This window comes from Gallibacterium trehalosifermentans, from assembly GCF_042433055.1.
Taxonomy (GTDB): Bacteria; Pseudomonadota; Gammaproteobacteria; order Enterobacterales; family Pasteurellaceae; genus Gallibacterium; species Gallibacterium trehalosifermentans.
Genome location: NZ_JBHLWB010000002.1, coordinates 17,044 through 34,678 on the forward strand (window position 1 = coordinate 17,044; position 17,635 = coordinate 34,678).

At 36.4% G+C, this 17,635-nt stretch carries 15 protein-coding genes, 1 pseudogene and 1 riboswitch; of the genes and pseudogenes, 5 read left to right on the top strand and 11 right to left on the bottom strand.

Annotated elements, in window-relative coordinates:
• Positions 1–31: 31 nt before the first annotated feature.
• The 11 genes and pseudogenes from ACFFHK_RS02760 to ACFFHK_RS02810 form a co-directional block, all read right to left on the bottom strand.
• Positions 32–604: pseudogene (locus ACFFHK_RS02760) on the bottom strand (restriction endonuclease subunit S); the annotation flags it as partial.
• A 24-nt stretch (positions 605–628) separates the two neighbouring features.
• On the bottom strand, positions 629–1,720 hold the full coding sequence (locus ACFFHK_RS02765; protein ID WP_382369022.1) for a Fic family protein: 1,092 nt from the start codon (positions 1,718–1,720) through the stop codon (positions 629–631).
• Between the two features lie 211 nt (positions 1,721–1,931).
• Positions 1,932–3,473 (bottom strand): type I restriction-modification system subunit M, encoded by a 1,542-nt coding sequence (locus ACFFHK_RS02770; protein WP_382369025.1) that lies wholly within the window; start codon positions 3,471–3,473, stop codon positions 1,932–1,934.
• A 128-nt stretch (positions 3,474–3,601) separates the two neighbouring features.
• The gene (gene thiE / locus ACFFHK_RS02775; RefSeq protein ID WP_382369028.1) at positions 3,602–4,267 is read right to left on the bottom strand and encodes a thiamine phosphate synthase; all 666 of its coding nucleotides are present in this window, start codon (positions 4,265–4,267) and stop codon (positions 3,602–3,604) included.
• Entirely contained in the window at positions 4,260–5,081 is an 822-nt protein-coding gene (gene thiD, locus ACFFHK_RS02780; protein WP_382369031.1) for a bifunctional hydroxymethylpyrimidine kinase/phosphomethylpyrimidine kinase, read from the bottom strand. The genes thiE and thiD overlap by 8 nt, the downstream gene beginning before the upstream one ends.
• A gap of 1 nt (position 5,082) precedes the next feature.
• On the bottom strand, positions 5,083–5,886 hold the full coding sequence (gene thiM / locus ACFFHK_RS02785; RefSeq protein WP_382369034.1) for a hydroxyethylthiazole kinase: 804 nt from the start codon (positions 5,884–5,886) through the stop codon (positions 5,083–5,085).
• A 201-nt stretch (positions 5,887–6,087) separates the two neighbouring features.
• A riboswitch (TPP riboswitch) is annotated at positions 6,088–6,179 on the bottom strand.
• A 165-nt stretch (positions 6,180–6,344) separates the two neighbouring features.
• The gene (locus ACFFHK_RS02790) at positions 6,345–7,664 is read right to left on the bottom strand and encodes a TRAP transporter large permease (RefSeq protein WP_382369037.1); all 1,320 of its coding nucleotides are present in this window, start codon (positions 7,662–7,664) and stop codon (positions 6,345–6,347) included.
• A complete protein-coding gene (locus ACFFHK_RS02795) occupies positions 7,661–8,200 on the bottom strand; it encodes a TRAP transporter small permease subunit (RefSeq protein WP_382369040.1) in 540 nt (179 codons plus the stop codon). The genes ACFFHK_RS02790 and ACFFHK_RS02795 overlap by 4 nt, the downstream gene beginning before the upstream one ends.
• 53 nt (positions 8,201–8,253) lie before the next feature.
• Positions 8,254–9,267 carry a TRAP transporter substrate-binding protein gene (locus tag ACFFHK_RS02800; protein WP_382369043.1) on the bottom strand — a complete coding sequence of 338 codons (1,014 nt, stop codon included), beginning with the start codon at positions 9,265–9,267 and terminating at the stop codon, positions 8,254–8,256.
• Positions 9,268–9,293: 26 nt separating this feature from the next.
• Positions 9,294–10,055, bottom strand: a complete 762-nt coding sequence (idnO, locus tag ACFFHK_RS02805; protein WP_382369046.1) for a gluconate 5-dehydrogenase — start codon at positions 10,053–10,055, stop codon at positions 9,294–9,296.
• Positions 10,056–10,059: 4 nt separating this feature from the next.
• Positions 10,060–11,082: a zinc-binding dehydrogenase gene (locus tag ACFFHK_RS02810; protein WP_382369049.1), complete on the bottom strand. Its 1,023-nt coding sequence runs from the start codon at positions 11,080–11,082 to the stop codon at positions 10,060–10,062.
• A gap of 159 nt (positions 11,083–11,241) precedes the next feature.
• Here ACFFHK_RS02810 and ACFFHK_RS02815 point away from each other — a divergent pair, with 159 nt between their 5' ends.
• From ACFFHK_RS02815 to ACFFHK_RS02835, 5 genes are all read left to right on the top strand, one after another.
• On the top strand, positions 11,242–12,243 hold the full coding sequence (locus ACFFHK_RS02815; RefSeq protein ID WP_382369052.1) for a substrate-binding domain-containing protein: 1,002 nt from the start codon (positions 11,242–11,244) through the stop codon (positions 12,241–12,243).
• A 170-nt stretch (positions 12,244–12,413) separates the two neighbouring features.
• Positions 12,414–14,582, top strand: a complete 2,169-nt coding sequence (uvrD, locus tag ACFFHK_RS02820) for a DNA helicase II (RefSeq protein ID WP_382369319.1) — start codon at positions 12,414–12,416, stop codon at positions 14,580–14,582.
• A 127-nt stretch (positions 14,583–14,709) separates the two neighbouring features.
• Positions 14,710–15,555 carry an RNA polymerase sigma factor RpoH gene (gene rpoH / locus ACFFHK_RS02825; protein WP_382369055.1) on the top strand — a complete coding sequence of 282 codons (846 nt, stop codon included), beginning with the start codon at positions 14,710–14,712 and terminating at the stop codon, positions 15,553–15,555.
• 334 nt (positions 15,556–15,889) lie between these two features.
• Positions 15,890–16,669 (top strand): M48 family metallopeptidase, encoded by a 780-nt coding sequence (locus ACFFHK_RS02830; RefSeq protein WP_382369058.1) that lies wholly within the window; start codon positions 15,890–15,892, stop codon positions 16,667–16,669.
• 28 nt (positions 16,670–16,697) lie between these two features.
• Positions 16,698–17,600, top strand: coding sequence for a DMT family transporter (locus ACFFHK_RS02835; protein WP_382369061.1), 903 nt, complete (start codon positions 16,698–16,700; stop codon positions 17,598–17,600).
• Positions 17,601–17,635: the final 35 nt, after the last annotated feature.

Below are 17,635 nucleotides of genomic sequence, written 5' to 3' on the forward strand. Positions count from 1 at the left end.
AAAGGGCTACTTACCCCCCCCTATGGGTATTTTCATTAAAATTCAATAACATATCACGATAGTATTGATATTGTTTTTGGCGTAGTGTAAGCTCGCTGGTAAGCTCGCTGGTAAGGGCGGTAAGAGTATCCAAAATCCGCACGATTTCTTGTTGTACGGATAGAGGGGGGATGGGGATTTGCACCTTTTCCATTTGATTACTCATTAATTTAGGATTTCCCATACCTGCATATACATATTTTTTGGCTTCTGTAGATAACCAATAAAATAAAAATTTATAATTTAGCTGTAGATTATCTTTAATAGTGATCAATCCACAAACATTAGTGATTGAAAACTTCTCATTTCTGTAAAATACTGTTCCTGCATTAGCACCATCAGTTGTCCAGCTAACATACTCACCTTCAAAGTCAAAAGTATTTATTTTACCAATTTCCCCATTATTAACTGTTTGTGAACTATAAACGGGATAATCGCCTCTATTCTCATCAAGATATTGTTTAGAAATCACTCTACCTCGCTGTAAGCTAGCCACTTCCCCTAACGGCTTCCACTCCACCGCTTGCCCTTGTAGTAGTTGTTCTAAAAATGTGTTGTTTCTCATCTGATTTAGCCTTTTATTATAGCCTTAATAATTTAAGAAAAGCTCAAACAAAGGCTTATTAATATAATAATTATATTTGCCAATTTTCGCTTTTTCTAACAGACCAATTTTAGTGATTTCTTCTAAATAGCGTTTTGCTGTTTGCCAGCTGACATTTAGTTCTTTTTCGATAAATTCAATCTTAGTATAAGGGTGTTTAAATAATTGATTGAGTAGTTCTTGCCTATAGATTTTGGGTAACTCATCACGCAAGCGATGTTTGAAAGTTTGCATTTGTTTTTTTATCTCTTGAATTAATATCAAGGTTGATTTAGCGGTGTCTGCCACTGCGTCTAACATAAATAAAGTCCATTCTTCCCATTGCCCTGTTTCTCTTACCTTCTGCAATAGCTCATAGTAAGTTTGTTTGTGTTGTATTAAATAACGGCTAAGGTATAGCACAGGAATATCTAATAATTCTTGTTGCACCAGATATAAAATATTCAAAATTCGCCCTGTTCTGCCATTGCCGTCATAAAAGGGGTGAATACTCTCAAATTGATGATGAATAATTGCCATTTTAATGAGTGGATCTGTGTCAGGCATCTGCTCATCATCATTGATAAAGGTGATTAAATTATTCATCAATCTTTGAATATCATCTTTATGCTGTGGTGGCGTGTAAACGGTTTTACCTACTGAATTTTTTAGTACTGTGTTTGGCAATACTCTTAATCCTGCCTTGTTTTCTTCTAAGCAATTTTGAACACCAATGAGCGTATTAAGGCGAATAATTTTATCTTTTTGGATTTCTAAAAAACCGTAGTGTAAAGCCAAACTGTATTTTTGAACCTCTTTAGCTGCTGGGTTATTAAAATACTCCTCATTTAAATCTGCTTTAAATAGCTCATCTTGTGTAGTGATAATATTTTCAATTTCCGAACTATGCTTAGCTTCTTGTAAAGATAGCGTATTTAATAAGATGGCTTGATTAGGAATAGACAGCAATACACCTTTCAACTCTGCCAATGCTCTATTGGCGGTGGCTAGTTTTTTCAAAATAGCCACCGTTTCAAATTGCTCTACGGGCAATGGTAATTCTGTAACGTGGCAATCAAAAAAATTTATGTTATTCATTTTTTGTCCCTAACTAATCAGTTTTCCAAGAAAGTATGATTTTCTATCATTACCTACCTTCTCACCGATAGAAAAGTGCGTTTTTCTATCGGTATTTATTCTCTCACTGATAGAAAAGTGCGTTTTTCTATCAGTATCCACTTTCTCACCGATAGAAAAGTGCCATTTTCTATCGGTATTTATTCTCTCACCGATAGAAAAGTACCATTTTCTATCGGTGTTCGCCAATTTCCCTCACAATCTCGCCAATTTCTGCTCGCAAGCGGTCGATATTGGCGACTGTTTTGCTAATTTCTTGGTTTAGTACAGCAATATCAATCACTTCTCGAGTATCTTTGGCTTCTACATAGGTGCTAACCGAAAGATTGTAATCATTCTCCACAAGGGTTTGATAATCCACCATTTTGGCGATATGGGCAATATCTTGTTTGCCTGTAAAGTGGGCTAAAATTTGGTCAATATGTTCATCGGTGAGGACATTATTATTAGTTTCCTTTTTAAAATAACTACTAGCGTCAATAAACTGAATATCGGTGGTGTTTTTGTTTTTGGCTAGTATAAGAATGTTCACCGCAATGCTTGTGCCATAAAATAGATTTGGTGCAAGGGCAATCACGGTTTCAATATAGTTATTATCCACCAGATATTTACGGATTTTCTGCTCCGCTCCGCCACGGTAAAAAATACCTGGAAAGGTAACAATCGCCGCTTTGCCTTTGGCAGATAAGTAGCTTAATGCGTGCAAAATAAAAGCAAAATCAGCTTTAGATTTTGGGGCAAGCACGCTGGCTGGAGCAAAGCGTTCATCGTTGATTAAGGTTGGGTCATCACTGCCAATCCATTTCACCGAATATGGCGGATTAGAAACAATCGCATCAAAGGGCTTTTCATCATTATGTAGTGGATTGAGCAGAGTATCGCCAAGCTGAATATTGAATTTGTTATAATTAATATTGTGCAAAAACATATTCATACGAGCGAGGTTGTAAGTGGTGTGGTTGATTTCTTGCCCGAAAAAGCCTTCTTCAATCTGGCGTTCATCAAATTGCTTTTTGGCTTGCAACAAAAGCGAGCCAGAGCCACAAGCAGGGTCATAAATTTTATTTACGCTTGCTTGTCCATGCAGAGCCAGTTTGGCAATCAATTTAGAGACATTTTGTGGGGTAAAAAACTCGCCTCCCGATTTGCCTGCATTGGCGGCATAATTGGAGATTAGAAACTCATAAGCATCGCCAAATAAATCGATTTGATTGTTTTCAAAATGCCCAAAATCAAGCTCTGCCACGCCTTTTAGCACGGCAGCTAGGCGCTTGTTTTTATCTTCAACAGTATTGCCCAAGCGGTTGCTCGTGGTGTCAAAATCGGCAAACAAGCCTTTGATATCATTTTCTGATGGATAGCCCACCGCCGAGCTTTCAATGGCATCAAAAATTGCTTTTAAATCGGTATTCAGCTGATCATTTTGATGGGCATTTTTTGCTACATTTTCAAAAAGCTGGGAGGGGTAGATAAAATAGCCTTTGACAGTAATCGCATCTTCTTTGATTTCAGGGGTGATAATCTCATCTGATAAATGGGCATAATGGGTGTTGTCATCATTAAAAAAATTGGCAAAATTCTCGCTGATAAAGCGATAAAACAATGTCCCCAAAACATATTGTTTAAAATCCCAGCCATCGACTGATCCTCGTACATCATTGGCAATCTGCCAAATACGGCGTTGTAGTTCTGCACGTTGTTGTGTACCTGTCATTAATTTACTCCTATCCTTTAATATTTTTGTACTTATATTATTGATTAATCTATATCTTATCAATTAATAATCTTAGATTATAAAGAAAGGAGTTAATAAGATAATCCTATTATGCTTTGAGCTGATAACTATAAACTTCTCAAAATCATCTGAATCGTTCCTGATAGATTTTCTGCTTGCATAATGGTTGAAATCACTGCCACCCCATCTGCACCTGCTTGACATAATGGTTTCGCATGTTCCGCTTTAATTCCTCCAATCGCCACCAATGGTTTAGTAACCCCATTCTCACGTAGCCTTTGGATAAACTCAATCCCGACCGCTTGTTCGGCATCGGATTTAGATTGCGTAGGGAAAATCGGTCCACAACCATAATAATTCACATCACTGGTTGTATTATGTTGTAAGGCTTGTGCTAACGTATTAACCGATAAACCAATCAACATAGGGTGGGATAAATATTGAACGACTTGCTCAACAGGACAATCTTTTTGTCCTACATGAATACCATCTGCGTGTAATTTTTCTGCTAACCATACTTCATTATTTACAATAAAAGGGACATTATATTGTCGGCATAATACCTGACATTCACGCGCGAGTTGTTCGATTTGTTGTGGATCTTGTAAAGAAAAAGTCCCTTTTTCTCGGAATTGATAACAGGTTACTCCTTGTTGGAAAGCGGCTTCTAACCGAGTTAATAATGCAACTTGCGGACTTTGTTTATATTCAGGTAAATGCCGACAATCTTGGGTGCCAGCCACTAAATAACAACGCAAAATTTCGCTATTCATCAGTTGCTCCTAATTGAGCATAAGCCCAATGATTAGTTGGTCCATGCCCATGACCAATATTTAAAGGGTGAGAGATCGCTGCTGTTACAAAATCTTTAGTAATTTGACATGATTCTAATAAGGATTTCCCTTTAGCTAATTCCGCCGCTAAACACGCAGAAAAGGTACAGCCCGTACCGTGTGTTTGTTGAGTTGCAAAACGAGGTCGTTCTAATACGAGATTACCCTCAGGACTAAAAATCCAATCTCGACAAACGGTACTTTGTGAGTTATCCCGATGCCCACCTTTAATCACGACTGTTTTTGCTCCCATTCCCTGTAAGATTTTGGCAGCCTGTTCAACCGCAGATTCATTAAGTATTTTTACCCCAGTTAATGCCTCTGCTTCGGGTAAATTAGGGGTGATCACATCTGCTAAAGGTAATAATGATTGACGCATTGCTTGTACTGCACTCTGCTCTAATAAACTCGCTCCACCTTTGGCAATCATCACAGGATCAACTACTAAATTTCTCACTGCATATTTTCGAAGATAGGCTGCCACACATTCAATAATTTCGGCAGTCCCTAACATACCTATCTTGACCGCATTTGGTGAAAAATCTTGATAGATCGCATCTAATTGTGAACAAATTGTAGAAGTTGGGATTAAATGAATATCAGTTACCCCTAACGTATTTTGTGCCGTAACCGCAGTAAGCACGCTCATACCGAAAACATAGCGCATCTGGAACGTTTTTAAATCGGCCTGAATACCCGCTCCACCACCACTATCTGAACCAGCAATCGTTAATACTTGTACTATTTGGCTCATCTTATCCCCCAATCACTTCAACTCGTGCACATTCAGTAACCTTTTGATCATCTAGTTGAGCTAAGCTATCGAGTAATCCAAGATAAAACTGCCCATATTGAGTAGGTTGTAAGCTCTTTGCTGCAATCTCCCCTGCAACCGCATAGGCAGTACAGGCTTGAGTTACCGCTTGAAATGAATTTTGTTGATTAATTGCCAAAAATGCACCTATCACCGCTCCCAGTAAACAACCTGATCCCGTAATTTTAGGAAACATTGCTGTACCATTTGTAATTTTGGCAACTTGTTGACCATCACTAATATAATCGGTTGTACCACTGACAGCAGCGATACACTGATAACGCTGCGCTACAGTTTGTGCTATCAATACCACATCACCTGCTCCACTTCCTGCATCAACGCCTTTTGCTTGCCAATCTATGCCCGCTAATTGTGCCATTTCACCCGCATTACCTCGAATCGCACTAAATTTGACTTGTTGCAAGAGTTCCGCCACCACTTGCTGACGATAGGTAGTCGCTCCCACGCCTACTGGATCTAACACCACTGGAATACCTTGTTGATTCGCTGCTTTACCTGCAACAAGCATAGACGCTACTTTCACTGAATCTAATGTACCAATGTTTAATACTAATGCAGAGCTCAATTTTGCTAACGCTTCCATCTCTTCTACAGCATCAGCCATAATCGGAGAAGCCCCTAAAGCTAATAGCCCATTAGCAACATAATTCGCCACAACAATATTGGTAATATTATGAATTAATGGATTGGTTTGCCGAATTTTTTCAATGTAATGAAGTTGCATAAAATTTCCTTACTCGATTTGTTGTGCCATATCATTTAATGCAAAAAGCAATAAATTGTCATTTCCCAGAAAAAAGAGGGGAGGGGTAGGAGATACATGTGCATAGCGCTCATTGCTAGATCCATTAATAACAACGATCTAGATAACGCACACTAAAAAGTAAATTAAAGGGAAAAATAGAAATAAATGAAGAATATTGAACTGATTGCATAATTAGTTTCCTACGTCAGTGTTAACTGTATCAGGTTCACGGGTATTATCTCAGCTGCTAGGCAGCACCCCGACTAACGCTATTTACTCTACAAGGAAAAAATCTAAAAAACAACCTAAAATTGGTATAACTTTCCGTTCTATTTCATACCATTAAATTGATTCACTGTTACTCACTATATTTTTGTTAAATACAAAAATAGGTTATAAGAAAAATAAGACCACCATTGTGAGGTGGTCTTTATCTTTTAAAGAAGTAAAGTGGTTAACTCTGGATAAACTAACAGTACAACCAGAACTAAAATTTGTAATGAAATAAAAGGCCACACAGATCGGAAGATGTCAGTTAACTCAACGCCTTCAGGCGCAACACTCTTCAAATAAAATGCTGCTGGACCAAAAGGCGGGCTAAGGAATGAAACTTGCATATTCACACAAAACAACACCCCAAACCAAATCGGATCATAGCCAAGTGCAGTAATAATTGGTACAAAAATTGGCATAGTAAGCATTGCAACACCAATCCAATCTAAGAACATTCCTAAGATCAAAAGGATAATCATCATGATAATGATAGTATAAATTGGAGGTGCATTTAGACTTGCAAACAAGTTAGCAATAAATCTATCTCCCCCCATCAAGTTATAAATACCAATAATCATTGTTGCACCAATACCTACCCAAATAATCATACCTACAGTATTAATAGTATGTTTTAGCGATTCTTGGATAATTTTGAAATTTAACTCTTTACGATAGAATGCAGCTAAAATAACACCAACTACACCAATACAAGCAGATTCTGTAATAGAAGCAATCCCACCATAAATACTACCCAAAATCCAAGTAGCAATAGCTACTGGAATGGCAATATCATGAATAATCTTTTTAATATCTTCTTTTGTAAGCTGTTGGCATTCACTTTCTGCCATTGCAGGTCCATAATTTGGTTTCAAATAACAAAGTGTAAGAATATAGCCAATATAAAGTAAAGATAACAATATAGATATTGGCACTGCAGCTAGAAATAAGCCTCCAATCGAAACATTAGCAGTCATTCCATAAATAATTAATACAATACTTGGCGGTACCATTGTGCCTAATGCACCACCAGCAACGACCGTACCAATAGCTAAATTCTTGTTATAACCTAAACGTAACATTTGAGGTAATGCTAACATTCCCAGTAATACAGTTTCACCGCCAATAATACCTGACATTGTAGCTAACAACACCGCAACAAACATTGATTGAACAGCAACCCCTCCCTTTAAACGCCCTCCAATAATACGCATTGCGTTATATAAATCTCGCGCAATACCGGTTCTATCTAATAATGTCGCCATTAATACAAACATTGGCACAGCAACAAAAGTATAAGAAGAAGTAAAATCGGTTACCCTTGCCGCAACCATCTGCATAATAGAGGTTGTATCAAACCAAAGATAAGAAATCACTAGTGCAATAAGTCCTGTTAAAAAACCCAATGGCATACCTACAAAAAGTAACGACAACATCATCAAAAAAATGATGAGAGTACCTATACCAATACCAAGAGAGCTCATCATGATTTCACCTCCTGATTCTTTGATCTAATATGGCGAAAAATATGCAATACAGAAAGAAAAAGAACCATCAAACAAGAAATAAAGAAAAATGTTTTCTCAATCGCTGGAAATGGCATATCCAATACTGTACCAGATGTCTGCATTTTGAATGTTCCCATTGGGGTAAATAACGCTTCTATTGCAGAAAGATATGCCCCATAACTTAATAAAATAAAAAAGATAAAAACTAAAAACTCTACTAATAACGCTAATATCCATCTTACTTTTGGAGAAAATTGTTCACGAATAAAAATCATAGCAATGTGCTTATTATTTGCATAACAAGCTACACCTCCATACAGCAATGATAAGCTAACAAGAAAAGTAGTTACTTCATGTACCCATATTGTTGGGCTAGAAAAAAGATAACGAGCTACGACTTCGTAAAAACCAATCGCAACAATAAATAAGAAAAGATAAGAAACGTAATAACCTATCTTTATAAATAGCTGATCTAAGGTATCACATAGACGGAATAATGAGTGAGATAAAGACATTTCCAGCTCCTTAATGAATAAGGCTTATAATTAGCCTTATTCATTGTTATGGTTTACTGTACCATTCCTTGAGAAGTAAGGAATTTTAATAAGACTTGGTAATACTGATTACCGATTTCAGATTGTTGAGCAATTTCCTGCCAAATTTCTTTTGCAGCACTTCTTACTTTTTTGGTTTCTTCTGGCGACCAAGCAACAGGCTGAACACCTTTTTCTACAGCTTCTCGATACGCTAACTTATCTTCATAATGCGCCTTAATTAACGTATCTAATGCCATACCTTTAAAATAGGTAATAAGAAATTCTTGATCTGCTGACGATAAAGCCTGCCAAGTTTTTAAATTCATAATCATATGTACTGCTGGTGAAGAGTGAATTCCCGGATAAATAGGATATTTGGCAATATCATGTACACCTTGTGCTTGATTATTAGCAAAAGTTGAGAAATCCGCTGCATCGATAATTCCTTTTTCTAAACTGGTATAGATTTCTGAACCAGGTAATCCCACAGGAGAAGCACCTAATTTTGCGAATAATTTTTGAATTGGGCCAGATGGCGCTCTGATTTTTACACCTTTAAACTCATCTACTTGGCTAATTTTCACTTTTGATGGTAATGATTCTGCACCAGTAACAGATACCCCAATTAATTTTGCTCCATACTTTTGAAAGATTTCATCAACAACTTCAAAACCGCCTCCGTTATAGTAAAAGCTTAAAATATCTTCATCACTATTCCATGCAGAAATTGTATCACCTATTAAACCAAATCCCGGATCAGTTCCTGCATACATTGCAGCAGTAGCAACCGCACCATCAATAATTTTATTACGAACACCAGAAAGCATATCACTAGACTTCAGCACTGAATCTAAAGGTAATAATTCAATACTGATTCTACCATTAGATACTTTCTCAATATTGTCTGTCCACTGTTTTTGGATCTCGTAAACTTTCTCACCTGCAAAATTAGAACTTTCAAATTTTAAGTTAATTTCAGCAGCCGATACAGCAAATGACATCATGCTTGCTAATGAGATAAATAACAAAGATTTTTTGAGGTTCATAATACACTCCTTAAAATAGTAGTTGTTTAGACAGCCGCTAACATACCACCATCAACAAACAACAGATGGCCATTGACAAAATCAGAGGCTTTAGAAGAAAGAAATACAGCAGATCCAATTAATTCTTCAGGATCTCCCCAACGATTGGCTGGCGTTCTCTGGCATAACCATTGGGTAAACTGTTGATTTTCAACGAGTGCTTTAGTCATTTCAGTTTTGAAATAACCTGGCGCAATGCCATTCACTTGGATATTGTAACGAGCAAGTTCTACACAGGCTCCTCTAGTGATCATCTTCACGGCGCCTTTTGATGCGGCATAAGGTGTAATCGTATCTCTCCCTAATTCACTTTGCATTGAGCAAATGTTAATGATTTTCCCTGCACGACGCTGCACCATGTATTTACCGACTTCTTGAATCATCAAAAAAACAGCTTTCTGATTAATATTGATAACACTATCCCAATCTTGTTCTGGAAACTCTAAAAGAGGGTAACGACGTTGAATGCCCGCATTATTAATTAAAATATCAATTCCTCCAATTTGCTCTTCAATCTTGGCAATATTTTTTTCAATCTCTTTTTTATTAGTTACATCAAAAGGAACTGCATAGGCAGTAAAACCTTTCTCTTTTAGTTTATTCACCGCAATTAGCGCTTTTTCATGGTTAATATCATTAACAATAATTTCTGCACCATATTCTGCTAAACCATTCGCTAGCAAAAAGCCTATCCCTTGAGCTGAACCTGTGATAAGCGCTCTTTTTCCTTTTAAATCAAATATATTCATGATCCTATTCCTCAAAATTAAGTTGTACTTTTATCGCAACACTTTTATCACTTGCTATCTGTAAAGCTTTTTCAGCCTCTTGGTATGAATACTCATGTGATAATAACGGTAAAGGATCAATTAATCCTTTTTCTAACCAGCGAACTGCGATCTCAAACTCATTGGTAAAACGGAATGCCCCTTTATAAGTCAATTCTTTTGCTAGAAATTTGGTCAATGGAATTGCGACTTCTCCTTTTGCCATACCAATTTGTACAATCGTACCAGTAGCTTTAGTCGCATCGATTGCAAAATTAATCGCACTTACTACACCAGAAGCCTCAAAACTCACATCAAAATAACCTTTATCTGCAAAATATTCTTCATGATTATCTAAAGGATTAATCGTTGATGTTGCTCCCATTTTGATTGCACTTTCACGACAAGAAGATTGAATATCTGCAGCAACAATTTCTACTGCTCCAGCTTGTTTACAAGCTGCTATCAATAATGAACCGATCGGACCACAGCCAGTAACAAGAACCTTTTTCCCAACTAAAGAACCAGCTTGATTAACTGCATGGATACCAACTGCTAAAGGTTCAGCAAAAACCATAACCTTACTAGGGATTTTATTATCATAAGGAATAACCTGATCATCTCTTACCACGACATATTGTGAAAAACCACCATCTACATGAGGGTTTAACATCGCACTACCAAAAAAGCGCATATTTAAACATTGATTCGACTTTCCACTTAAACAAAACTTACAATGCAAACATGGCTTACTTGGATTTACTGCAACCGATTGCATTTTATCTTCTAAAATACCAATAACTTCATGTCCTAATATCATAGGATGTTTTAAACTAAAATTACCAATACCACCTTCGTTATAATAATGAATATCTGATCCACAAATGCCACCTCTTAATATTTTCACAATTACTTCATTTTGATATATTGCTTTTATCTCTGTGTTAGTGATTTGAATTTGATGAACTCCAGAAACCTTAATACATTTTGATTGAATATGTTTAACCATTTCTTTCCTCTCTTTATAATAATGCAACCGGTTGCTTAAAAGTATTATGTTAATATTTAACTTGCAATATTTTTTTGTTTAAATTGTGATCAGTTTCAAAAAAAGAATGATTTCAGATAAAATACAGCTAGCTAAAATTTAATGACTTAACCTATTTTTATGAAAAGACGCACCACTATTGATGATATTGCAAAAGCTTTAGGCGTGAATAAATCCACCGTTTCTAGAGGAATTAATAATCCCTCTCTTGTTTCACAAGAAATGAGAGTAAGAATAGAAAAAATGTGTAAAAAAATGAATTACATACCTAATAGTATTGCCAAATCATTAGCTTCATCTTCAAGTAATTCAATCGTATTATTAATTCCCTCTTTTAGTAATGATGTATTTAAAGAGGTAATTGATGGTGTGAAAGAAGTTTGTGATCAATATAATTACAACTTATTAATTAGTGATTTCTCTTATACCCCACTTGAAGAACAACGCATTATTGAAAAATATATGCAGCAAAATGTCGATGGATTTATTCTTACCGAAACATACCATACACAAAAAACAATCAATCTATTAAATACTACAAATATCCCAACAATAGAATTAATGCATATCTATGAAAACCCTCATTTTCTTGCCAATATTGGGATTAACCAATATGCCGCTGCAGAATATTTAATTCATTTTTTAGTGAATAACAAACAACGGCAACATATAGCTCTCTGTTCTTCTTGGTTAGATAGTCGTGCTTTATTAAGAAAAAGGGCTTGGGAAGACGTGTTAACTGCTAATAATCTTCCAATAGATCGACACTTTACCTTACAAGAAAAAACTTCTTTCGTTAGCGGAGCAGAAGCTTTAATTGAGATTTTATATCAATGGCCTGATACCGATGCTATTTTCTTTGTAAATGACGATATTGCGGCTGGCGCTATCATGGAGTGTTCTCGTAGAGGGATAAAAGTAGGCAAAGATTTAGATATTGTTGGTTTCAATGACTTAGATTTTGCTAAAGTATTAAATCCAACACTAACTACTATTGCTACGCCTCGTTTTGAAATTGGCAAGCTAGGAGCACAAACTTTAATTCAATTTTTGGCTGGAAATTCACCTGCAGAAAAAATCATTGAACTACCATTCAAGTTTGTACGCCGACAAAGTGCTTAACTATTATTGTTAAGTCTCAAATATAAAAGATACAACTATAAAATTTATACTTGTATTACTCCCCTATTAACTTTCATTTAAGCATGATTTTAGTACTCACCCAATTTAAATTGATATTTGATGTTATAATTTGGCGCATTTGCTAAAACCACAATATGGGAAGGATAATGATGGATTTCTCCGAACTTTTAGATGGCTTAAATGATCGACAACGTGAAGCCGTAGCTGCACCGTTAGGAAACTATTTAGTTCTCGCAGGGGCAGGTAGTGGCAAAACACGGGTGTTAACCTATCGGATTGCTTGGTTAATTGGTGTAGAAAATGTGAGTGAAGCCGCTATTATGGCAGTAACCTTTACCAATAAAGCCGCAGCTGAAATGCGTCATCGGATTGAATCCTTATTAAAAGATCATCTACAACCCCCTTTTGGTATGTGGGTGGGGACTTTCCACAGTTTGGCACATCGTTTATTACGCCGCCATGCGTTAGATGCAGGCTTACCACAAGATTTCCAAATTCTTGATTCTGAAGATCAATTACGCTTAATTAAACGCTTGATTAAATCTTATAGTATTGATGAAGGGCTATATCCACCAAAACAAGCTTGCTGGTTTATCAATAGCAAAAAAGACCTCGGATTACGTCCTGAGCAGATTGAAACAAAAGATAAAGAATCACGGAAATGGGTAGAAATTTATAAAATTTATCAAGATGCGTGTGATCGTGCTGGCTTAGTTGATTTTGCTGAATTATTACTGCGTACTTACGAACTTTGGTTAAAGAAACCCTTGATTTTGCAACGCTATCAACAACGCTTCCAACATATTTTAGTCGATGAGTTTCAAGATACTAACAATATCCAATATGCCTGGGTAAAACTGTTAGCAGGACAAACTGGTAAAGTGATGATTGTTGGTGATGATGACCAATCTATTTATGGTTGGCGTGGTGCACAAATTGAAAATATTCATCGTTTTTTAACTGACTATCAGGCGCAAACCATTCGCTTAGAACAAAACTACCGTTCAACAGAAAATATTCTGCAAGCAGCTAATATCTTAATCGCCAATAATGAAGGACGATTAGGAAAAAATTTATGGACAGAAGGCAATAAAGGTGAACCTGTTGGTATTTACCAAGCCTTTAATGAACAAGACGAAGCTCGCTTTGTTACCTCGCAAATAAAACAGTGGGTAGAAGAGGGTGGCAGTTATGATCAATGTGCCATTTTATACCGTAGTAATCGTCAATCTCGAATTTTAGAAGAAGCCTTATTACAAACGGGTTTACCTTATCGTATCTATGGTGGTTTACGTTTCTTTGAACGACAAGAAATTAAAGATGCCTTAGGCTATTTACGCTTAATTGCGAATCGACATGATGATGTTGCCTTTGAACGTGTCGTTAATACGCCAACAAGAGGAATTGGTGATCGGACAGTTGATATCTTGCGTCAAATCGCTCGCCAAAATGCAACCACATTGTGGCAAGCTGCACATTTTGCGATTGAACAAAAATTAGTCCAAGGGCGAGCGTCTGCCGCATTACTACGCTTTATTGAATTAATTAATGCGTTAGCGTCTGATACTGAATATATGCCTTTGGCGGAACAAACTGAATTTGTGATCAAACATTCTGGTTTACAAGAGATGTACCAAAATGAGAAAGGCGAAAAAGGGGAAGTGCGTTTAGAAAACTTAGAAGAGTTAGTTTTTGCTGCACGTGATTTCCAAAAAACCGATGAAGCTGAAGAGATGAGTGATTTATTAGCCTTTTTAACCCATGCTTCCTTAGAAGCAGGAGAGGGACAAGCCTCACCACATCAAGCCTGTATTGATTTAATGACCTTACACTCATCGAAAGGATTGGAATTTGATCGCGTCTTTATTGTTGGTATGGAAGAGGGCTTATTCCCAAGTGGTGCATCGAGTAATGATGTGCAAGGCATTGAAGAAGAACGCCGTTTAGCTTATGTCGGCATTACCCGTGCAAAGAAAAAATTAACACTGTGTTATGCGGAACAACGCCGCCTCTACTCACAAGAAGAGAAGCGAATTGTTTCACGTTTTATCAATGAATTACCAAAAGAAAATATTCAAGAGATCCGTTTGCGTGGTACGGTAACCCGTGCGATTAATCGTGAAGCCGTCGGTTCTGCAAAGCCATTATTAAACAATCAAGAATGGAAAATGGGACAAAAAGTGAAACATGCAAAATTTGGTTATGGTACGGTGATCAATGTAGAGGGCAGCGATCAAAATGTTCGCTTACAAGTTGCATTCCAAAATTTAGGGATCAAATGGCTGATTGCAAAATTAGCAAATTTAGAAAAATTGTGATCTTTCAGATCCATATGAAACTTTTTGCATTATAATGTGTCAAAGCAGCGTTCCAAAAGCACGCTTTTTTACATTAGATTGTAACTGTGCTATAACGGTAACGAATTTTTTAATTAAGAAGGTAATAATGACAAAAGAAATGCAAAGCATGATGCTTGTTCCACAAGGTAGTTTAGAAGCTTATATCCGAGCAGCAAATGAATATCCAATGCTGACCGCAGAAGAAGAAAAGGAGCTTGCAGAACGTTTGTATTACCATCAAGACGTTGATGCAGCTAAAAAATTAGTTTTATCTCACTTACGTTTTGTAATTCATGTCGCACGTGGCTATTCTGGTTATGGTTTACCACAAGCTGATTTAATCCAAGAAGGTAATATTGGTTTAATGAAAGCGGTTAAACGTTTTAACCCAGAAGTTGGTGTGCGTCTAGTTTCGTTTGCGGTTCATTGGATCAAAGCTGAGATTCACGAATATGTATTACGTAACTGGCGTATTGTGAAAGTTGCAACAACAAAAGCACAACGCAAATTATTCTTTAATCTACGTAAAACCAAACAACGTTTGGGTTGGTTTAATGCGAATGAAGTCGATCTTGTTGCAAATGAATTAGGCGTGTCGCCAGAAGATGTGCAAGAAATGGAATCACGTATGAGTGGTATCGATATGGCATATGACTTGCCAGTTGATGATGCCGAAGATGCGTATGCACCAGCGCTGTATTTAGAAGATAAAAGTTCTAACTTTGCAGCTGATTTAGAAGATGAAAACTTTGAAAGTCAAGCAACGGAACAGCTCACTGAAGCACTTGAGCTATTAGATGATAGAAGTCGTCATATTATTCAAACTCGTTGGTTAGACGACAATAAAGCAACCTTACAAGAGTTAGCTGATCACTACGGTGTATCTGCTGAACGTATTAGACAATTAGAAAACAACGCATTGAAAAAATTAAGAAATGCGGTAACGTTCTAATCTAAATCTAACCCCTAAAATAAGCCCACATTTGTTGTTTATATTGTGGGTTTATTTTTTCTCTCTTCTCCTCACATTTTTTCGTAATTGTTATCATTCTGTCATATTTGCTGATTAAACTGCTCGCCGTAGAAAGTTAATGACCTAATGAGGAGAAAAATATGCTATCTAAAGTGCTTAAAATTAGTAACTGAATGACTTGCCCGAGTATTAATAATGAAGCAAAAGAAATAAAATAATAATGTGTTAACTATTTGTATTGATCTTTATAGAAAAAAGAAGAATTATAATTGATATTGAACACGTTAATTAAATAACTATAGGAGAAACAGTAATGTACATTTTCCCATCAACGTTAAAACGTATTCTTGCCGCACTTTTTGTAACAACTATCTTAGCAAGCTGTGCCGATACTCGCTCTATCAACCAATCTTCAGCCAATCAATATCGTCAAGCAATTAGTACTGAAAAAAATAAAGGAACATTGGATACCTCTTCAACCACAGCAAAACGTGTACATAAAATATTCTCTAGAATGGTACCTTATGCAAGACAATATAATAAAACAGGTGTGCCTTTTGATTGGGAAATTTCTGTTATTAAATCTAATGAAGTCAATGCATGGGCAATGCCAGGCGGAAAAATGGTGGTTTATACTGGTTTAGTAGATAAACTCAATCTGACAGATGATGAAATTGCAGTTGTAATGGGACATGAAATGGCTCATGCCCTACTTGAACATGGTAAAAATCAAGCAAACCGCCAAACTGCAGTAAGTATTGCAGCAACATTGGCAATCGGAGCATTAGCTTCTCAAGGCGTTAATGTTGGCGCATCACAAGATTTAATAGGTGGGATAGCTGACCTTGGTATTATGAAACCATTCTCTCGCAGTGCTGAAAGTGAAGCAGATGAAATAGGATTAATGTTAAGTGCGCAATCTGGTTTTAACCCACAATCTGCACCTAATTTATGGGATAAAATGCAACGTTTAAGTAGTAATGGATCTATTCCAACGATTTTCTCAACTCACCCAAGCGATCAAAGTCGTAAAGCACATTTACAAGAATTAATGCCAAAAGCAATGAAACTTTATCAAGCTTCAAGAAAATAAGTTCAAATTAACAACAAGGGAAATAAATATGCAAAAGCAACATTTTGCGATCCCTGGAATTATCTTGGGGTGTGTTGTATTTGGTCTTGGTAGTTTAATTGTTGCCCACGTTCCTGTGGGCGCTTATGCAATCGCATTTTGGCGTTTATTAATTGCATCAGTCATTTTTTTTCTGCTAGCAAAGCATTTTCACCAACGTTTACCTAAATCGAAAAAAGCAATAAGTTATGCCTTAATTTCTGGTGTTTTTTTAGCTTTTGATTTGGCATTTTGGCATGAAAGTGTGTACGCAGTGGGTCCAGGTATTTCAACTTTGCTCAATAGTTTACAAATTTTCTTCCTTGCTGCGATCAGTTTTTTCTATTTCAAAGAAAAACAATCAATCATACAACTAATCAGTTTAGTATTAGCTATTATTGGTGTGTATTTTATTACAGGAAGTGAATTTTCTTATAACGAACACGCATTGTGGGGATTTTTTACAGGTATTCTCTCAAGCTTATTATTAGCATTATCTATGGTTTTTATCCGCAAAACACATGAAATAGAACCAATCCCCATTTTCCCAATGATGTTATTGATTAGTCTGGCAGGTGCAATTATTTTAATTCCCCCATCATTGCTATTTAATGCAGAGAATCTTTTTCCCACCACCAGCATAGATTGGTTATGGGTGTTTATTTATGGCGCTGTAATGCAATGTTTCGCATGGGGAATGATTGCTTACTGTGTACCATTATTATCTTTAGCGTTAACAGGTTTATTACTGTTGTCAGAACCTATTGCAGCCTTAATTATTGATTACTCCGTTTTAGATAAACCAATTAATTTGCTACAGTGGGTAGGAGCAGTTATTACTATGCTTGCAATTTATCTTGGCTCAGTTTCGTCTCAACCCAAAAAAGCTAAACTTTGCCAAGTTAAACAATAACATTAAGAATAAACTAAAACGGTTCGATAATAGCT